The 5,931-nt window shown below is 66.3% G+C and carries 8 protein-coding genes and 1 tRNA gene; 5 read left to right on the top strand and 4 right to left on the bottom strand.

Translation table 11 applies throughout. The annotated features are described in order from the left end of the window. The first annotated feature begins 96 nt into the window (after positions 1–96). A complete protein-coding gene (locus tag FVW20_RS05940) occupies positions 97–951 on the top strand; it encodes an inositol monophosphatase family protein (RefSeq protein ID WP_231038909.1) in 855 nt (284 codons plus the stop codon). Positions 952–1,034: 83 nt separating this feature from the next. On the opposite strand, the gene FVW20_RS05935 is transcribed toward FVW20_RS05940, so the two are convergent. Next, the gene (locus FVW20_RS05935) at positions 1,035–1,748 is read right to left on the bottom strand and encodes an NUDIX hydrolase (RefSeq protein ID WP_307831389.1); all 714 of its coding nucleotides are present in this window, start codon (positions 1,746–1,748) and stop codon (positions 1,035–1,037) included. Here FVW20_RS05935 and rimI point away from each other — a divergent pair. From rimI to FVW20_RS05915, 4 genes are all read left to right on the top strand, one after another. Beyond that, on the top strand, positions 1,747–2,325 hold the full coding sequence (rimI, locus tag FVW20_RS05930) for a ribosomal protein S18-alanine N-acetyltransferase (RefSeq protein ID WP_196608703.1): 579 nt from the start codon (positions 1,747–1,749) through the stop codon (positions 2,323–2,325). The two genes, FVW20_RS05935 and rimI, sit on opposite strands and share 2 nt — an antisense overlap. 168 nt (positions 2,326–2,493) lie before the next feature. After that, entirely contained in the window at positions 2,494–3,249 is a 756-nt protein-coding gene (gene tpiA / locus FVW20_RS05925; RefSeq protein ID WP_196608702.1) for a triose-phosphate isomerase, read from the top strand. A 38-nt stretch (positions 3,250–3,287) separates the two neighbouring features. Continuing rightward, positions 3,288–3,632, top strand: coding sequence for a preprotein translocase subunit SecG (gene secG / locus FVW20_RS05920; RefSeq protein WP_196608701.1), 345 nt, complete (start codon positions 3,288–3,290; stop codon positions 3,630–3,632). A gap of 36 nt (positions 3,633–3,668) precedes the next feature. Beyond that, positions 3,669–3,755 (top strand) — tRNA-Leu (locus tag FVW20_RS05915). A 206-nt stretch (positions 3,756–3,961) separates the two neighbouring features. Here FVW20_RS05915 and FVW20_RS05910 read toward each other — a convergent pair. The 3 genes from FVW20_RS05910 to FVW20_RS05900 form a co-directional block, all read right to left on the bottom strand. Continuing rightward, complete coding sequence (locus FVW20_RS05910; RefSeq protein WP_307831388.1) at positions 3,962–4,645, bottom strand: substrate-binding periplasmic protein; 684 nt, start codon at positions 4,643–4,645, stop codon at positions 3,962–3,964. A gap of 586 nt (positions 4,646–5,231) precedes the next feature. Then, positions 5,232–5,396 carry a hypothetical protein gene (locus FVW20_RS05905; protein ID WP_012611502.1) on the bottom strand — a complete coding sequence of 55 codons (165 nt, stop codon included), beginning with the start codon at positions 5,394–5,396 and terminating at the stop codon, positions 5,232–5,234. An 82-nt stretch (positions 5,397–5,478) separates the two neighbouring features. Continuing rightward, the coding region (locus FVW20_RS05900; protein WP_196608699.1) for a S24 family peptidase at positions 5,479–5,931 on the bottom strand (453 nt) is incomplete at its 5' end.

The following is a 5,931-nucleotide window of genomic DNA, read 5'->3' as shown; positions in this document are numbered from 1 at the left end:
CGGGCCGGGCCTCGCCGGGGGGCGGTTCCGCACGCCCGCAGGCATGCAGGCAGGCCGCAAGCACGGGCGCGGCACCGACGCCCGCAACGAGCGATCATGACCACAAAGCCTTCGCCAGTTCCTTCCGGTCAGCCTTCGTCAGATACTTCCGGCCTTGCCGCTTACCCCTTTGCCGCCCCCCTGGCCACGCTGTTGCCCCGCACTCTGGAGATCATCCGCGAAAGCGGCGCTCTGGTCATGGACCATTGGCGCAAGCCGCGCAACATCCGGCTCAAGGGGCGCATCGACCTGTTGACCGAAACCGACCTTGCGGTGGAGGCATTTCTCAAGGACCGCTTGAAGGACGTGGTGCCGGGCGCCACCTTCATGGCGGAGGAAAGCGCCACCTCGCGCACGCCGCGAGGCACCTGCTGGATCATCGACCCCATCGACGGCACCACCAACTTCGCCCATTCGCTGCCCTTCGTGGCCACCTCCGTGGGGTTGTGGCACGAGGGACGGGTGATGCTGGGCGTCGTCAATGCGCCCGTGCTGGGCGAGTGTTTCTGGGCGGTGCGGGGCGGCGGGGCGTTCTGCAACGGCGAACCGTTGCGTGTTTCCGACCGCGAACCGCTGGAACAGGCCGTTGTGGCCACCGGCTTTCCCTACACCATCAGCGAGGACGTGGACACGGTGCTGGCGCGGCTGCGCAAGGCCCTGGTGACCACGCGCGGGGTGCGCCGCTGTGGTGCGGCCGCCATCGACCTTGCCTTCGTCGCAGCCGGTCGGTTCGACGCCTTCTACGAGACGGACCTGAAGCCGTGGGACACGGCGGCGGGCTGGCTGCTGGTGGAAGAGGCGGGCGGGTGCGTGACCGGATTTGACGGTGCGCCGTACGATTTCACCAACGAGGGCATTCTGGCCAGCAATGGCCGGGTGCACGAGGCCATGCGCGCGGTGCTGGCGCTGTAGGCCAGCCCAGGCCAGTTCAGGCCAGTTCGGGGCGGTCGGGTCGGTCGGGTCTGGCGCAGGCCGATTCCGGGCAGTTCAGGGCTTCAGGACTGTTCGGACAGTTTCGGCTCATCGGCATAGACCGGACAGGGCATGTCGCGGAACACGTCGCCGCGTTCGGCTGCCCAGATCAGCGCGGGCGTCAGCATGTCCCGGAAGTGTTCAAGCAGTGCATCAAGCTCGTCGGCATCCACGAACATGCCGTCGGCCACCTCGTCCGGATTGGGTTGCGGCGCTTCGCCCACGGGTCCGACCACGAACAGGGTGACGTGCGCGAAGTCCGTGGCCTCCGTGGCGGGAATTTCCGCCCGGCGTATCAGGCGGCCCGCAGCGATGCCCAACTCCTCGCGCAGTTCGCGCAGGGCGGCATCCTCGCGCGATTCTCCGGCCAGCACGTGCCCGGTGGCCGAAAGATCCCAGCGCCCAGGGTACAGGCGCTTGTTCGCGGCGCGCTTTTGCAGGTAGATGCGGCCTTCAGCGTCGTACAGCATGACCAGCACCACCCGGTGGCGCACCGGCTGGCGGCGGGCTTGGGCAATGGGCATGACCATCAGGGGCCGGTCGCGTTCGTCGGTGATTTCCAGGCATTCCACGCCATCGGCAGGGGCCGCGTCGTCGTGGTGCCCCGGTCTGCCCTTGACGTTTCGGCGCGGGGCCGTCCGGCTGCGCGGTTTGGCGCGCCCGCCCTTGGCGGCGGGCAAGGAACGGCGGGTATCGACCGTTTCGTCCGCAGCATGTGAAGGAGGGCGTTTGCCCATGCAGTCTCCTGTCTGTTCCGGGTCCGGCGGGGGCCAGCGCGGCCCTAGGGCGGAGTTTTTCCGACTGGGTTCCGGCGACATCGTTGAAGTGGCCGAACTGGAGCGCCAGTGCTTTTCCACCCCGTGGAGCGAAGAGCAGTTTCATCTCGCCTTCGAGCGCAAGGTGTTTTCGGTGTTCGGCCTGCGCGATGCGGGGCGACTTGTGGCGTACGTGGCCGTGTACCATCTGGCGGGCGAGCTGGAAATACTCAACGTGGCCGTGCACCCCGACCAGCGGCGGCGTGGGCTGGGCCGCCGCCTGCTGGCCATCCTGTTGCAAGTGGGTGCCAAAATGGGCATACATAGGGCCGTGCTTGAGGTCCGCACCGGCAACGCCCCGGCCATCGGCTTGTACGAGGGGCTGGGGTTCACCCGTGCGGGCGTGCGGCCGCACTATTACGGCGATACCGGCGAAGACGCCATCATCTACGAATGCGACCTTGCGGGCTGGGCCTGCCGCGAGCCGGATTGCGCCGCCCCGACAGGTGGGCCTGGCCCCGAGCCGGACGGGGGATGCGCAGATTCCGGCGAGGCCTGAGCCCTCCGGGGGGCCTGCATTCTGGCGCGGGCATCGGGCGCGACGCCTGGCGCGGCGTCCGGCAGGCATGACATTTTGGACGGGCATCCCCGTTCGGGTAGGATATTTCGGATTGGCACAACCGTTCGCCACCGTTCACCTTTCACGCAACACCGTCCGGAGACCCGCATGAAGAAGCTCATGGCCGCCAACTGGAAGATGTACAAGACCGCCGGGGAAGCGCGGACCACCGCCGCCTCGCTGGCGGCGTTGACGGCGGACACGCTGCCGGACGATCGCGAGGTGGTGATCTTTCCGCAGTTTACCGCGCTGTCGCCCGTGGCCGACGCGCTGCGTCATGCTGCCGGGTATTCGGTGGGCGGCCAGGACGTGTACCCGGCGGCGGAAGGCGCCTACACCGGGGAAATTTCGCCGGGCATGCTCATGGACTGCGGCTGTGCCTGGGTGCTCACCGGCCATTCCGAGCGCCGCCATGTCATCGGCGAAAGTGATGAACTGGTGGGCGCCAAGACCGCGTTCAGCATCAACGCCGGACTCAAGGTGGTTTTGTGCATTGGCGAAACCATTGAAGAACGCGAGGCGGGCCGCCTGGGCGAAGTGCTGAAGCGCCAGTTGGACACCGGTCTTGCCGGGGTGAAGGGAGACGCCGTGCCCGCCGCCATCGCCGTGGCCTACGAACCCGTGTGGGCCATCGGTACCGGCAAGGTGGCCGGGCCGCCGGAAATCGTCGAGGCCCACGCCCTGGTGCGCCAGTTGCTGGTGGCCCGCTATGGCCAGCCGGGCAACGCGATACGCATTCTGTACGGCGGCAGCGTCAAGCCCGAGAACGCCCGTGAAATCATTGCCCTTGACAATGTGGACGGTGTCTTGGTAGGAGGCGCTTCTTTGCAGGCTGACTCGTTCAGCCGCATCATTCTGGCGTAAGCCGTGCCCCGGCGCGGAGTTTTCACAAGGAGAGTACGGTGCAGACCCTGATCCTGACCCTGCATGTGGTCGCGTGTCTTGCCCTGATCGTGCTGGTGCTGCTGCAATCCGGCAAGGAAGGCATGGGCGTGATCTTCGGCGGCGGCAACACCTCGCTGTTCGGCAGCACTGGCGCCGGCGGCATGCTTGCCAAGCTGACCGCGTTTCTGGCGGTCCTGTTCATCATCACGTCGCTGTCGTACAACGTGCTCACCAGCAGCCGCAAGTCGGACGATTCGACCATTCTGGACGTGAAGCTGGAAGACGTGCAGCCTGCTCCCGGTGCGGCAGTCGCCCCTGCCGTGCCTGCTCCCGCCGCCCCGGCCGAGCAGAAGTCCAACTAGCATCGCAAGTTTCGGCGCGCCCTGCGCCAACCCCGTGCCGAGGTGGTGGAATTGGTAGACACGCTATCTTGAGGGGGTAGTGGGAGAAATCCTGTAAGGGTTCGAGTCCCTTCCTCGGCACCATAGCAGTTCGCGCAGGCGAGCGGAAAAGGCCCCCATGCGGGGCCTTTTCGCGTTTCCGATGCCCGGACACAGGGCGCCGCCAGATGCGGAAACACCCGGCGGCGCGCGGGTGACCGGATCGGAAACATCCCCGGCTGGTTGTGGTGTACGCGGGGGATGGTGCCGGAAGTGGACGGAAAAGGGTTGCGTGAGGCGAGCAGGGCGGGTCAGCGGGCGTTTGTCCCGGCACGCGGGCAATTGCGCTCTTCCGGGAAGGAACCGGGCGGAAAATAAGGAGAGTAGGGCTGTACCAAGCGGGCAAAATCGCTGGAGCCGGTGCTGCCGCCATTGCAGCGCATGGCATCCAGGGTGGATTGCAGGCGGCGCGGCAGGGTGTCGTCAATGCCTGGGTTGAACGCCATGTACAGGTCCAGCTTCTGGAGCACCATGGAAACGGCGAATTCCGCGCTGTCGATGTTGCCCTGTTCCATCATGTACAGGGTGGAGTGGATGTTGAAGGCCAGCACGTCCACCCTGCCAGCGGCCAGCATGCGCACCGCGTCGCCCGGGGTGGTGGCGGCGTGCAGCATGGCGGTGGGCACCCCCTGCTCGATCAGCAGTTGTTCGCCAACCGTATTGCGCACCGTGCCCACGCGCAGCCCTTGCAGGTCGCGCCATTGGCGGGGAGACAGGCGGCTGTCCTTGCGTACCACGGTACCCACGGTCACCCGCATGATCGGGCCTACCCATTTGAACAGCTTTTCGCGCTCGGGGGTGCGTGCGGTGCAGAACAGCAGGGCATCTGAGGTGTTCAGGGCCAGGTGGTAGGCCCTCGGCCATGGCAGTACCCGGATAGCTTCCGGAGACGGGTCAAGCCCGTTGCGGCGCAGGACTTCGAGGACGATGTCCACGCTCGGGCCGCGTGGTGCGTTGTCCTGTACGAAATTGAAGGGGGAAGGTCTTCGGTGAGCAGGGTAAGGGCGCTGGCGGGAAGCGGGCACACAACGCCAGTGCTCGACACGGCGCAAAGGGCCAACGCGACCAGGCAGGCACGCAGCACGCGGGCCGGATACCGTCAGGAGACAGTATCGGCACGGACTTGCGCTGCCGCGTTGTGCAAGCGCGGGGCGTGGGGCGTGCAAGCGATGCGCTTGCAGTGCTGGATGAGAAGGAAAAGGTGTTGCCTGGCATAGAGCGAACGACCGTGGGGGGCGGATCCCGTAAAGTTGACCGCAAGGGGATAACGCACGGCATGCGCACGACGTTCACGGTTTTTCGATGCTATCACGTCATGCCGGGGCCAGGTCAATGCAGGCAGCCCCTGTACATGAACGGGAAAATGGTGGGGATGGCTGGGGGCTGCTACGCACAAGGGCAGGGTGCAGGTGTCCCGGCGGCCCGCCGCGTGGAGTTGCGACGGGCCGCGCCCGGTGGAACCGGGATGTCGGGACGGGCAGGCGCGTAATGGAGCCACGGCAAGAGGCGCAATGGCCCGTCCTAGTTCAGGCGGTTGATGTCGAGGGGGGCGCCGCAACAGGGGCAGATGTCCACGCGCTTGCCGCTGAAACAGGTACCGGCAAAGAACATGGTGCGGAACTTGCGTTCGATGGAACTGTACAGAACCCAGAGCTGATGGCCGCAGGTGCAGAAACGCTGTTGCATGACGGTCTCCTTGATAATGCGGCGGGGTATGCCGCCAGTAGTTGTGTTCATAAAAGTGAACATGTCGGATAAAAAAGGGGGGCTATCCAAGTTCCCGGCACAGCCAGACCACCCGGCCAATGACGCGGAACTGTTCCAGTTCGTCGCCGCGCACGCGGATGGGCGAGTACGCGGGGTTGTCGCTGACAAGGGCAAGGCCGTCCGGGGTGCGCATGACACGCTTGACCAGTACGGCATCTTCCAGCCCCACGGCGTAAACCTGGCCGTAGCGCAGGTCTTCAGTGGCGCGGTCCACCAGCACGGTGTCGCCGTCGCGGATTTCCGGTTCCATGCTGTCACCCACCACATCCATGAGCACCATGGCCGAAGGGGTGCCCTTGCGGGCCAGCCAGGCATGCGCGAAAGGTTGCCCGCCCACGGGCATGGCCTGCACCTCGAACGAGCCGCCGCCGGCGCTCAGCCGGGCGCGGACCTTGGGCACCATGTGCACGGCGGGGGGCAGGTCCGCGTGATGCGGGGCGGGCATGGACGGGCG

It is taken from the genome of Nitratidesulfovibrio oxamicus (assembly GCF_015731765.1).
In the GTDB taxonomy this organism is placed as follows: domain Bacteria; phylum Desulfobacterota; class Desulfovibrionia; order Desulfovibrionales; family Desulfovibrionaceae; genus Cupidesulfovibrio; species Cupidesulfovibrio oxamicus.
The sequence above is the reverse complement of the archived record's forward strand: the minus strand, read 5'-3'. Positions and strand labels throughout refer to the sequence as shown.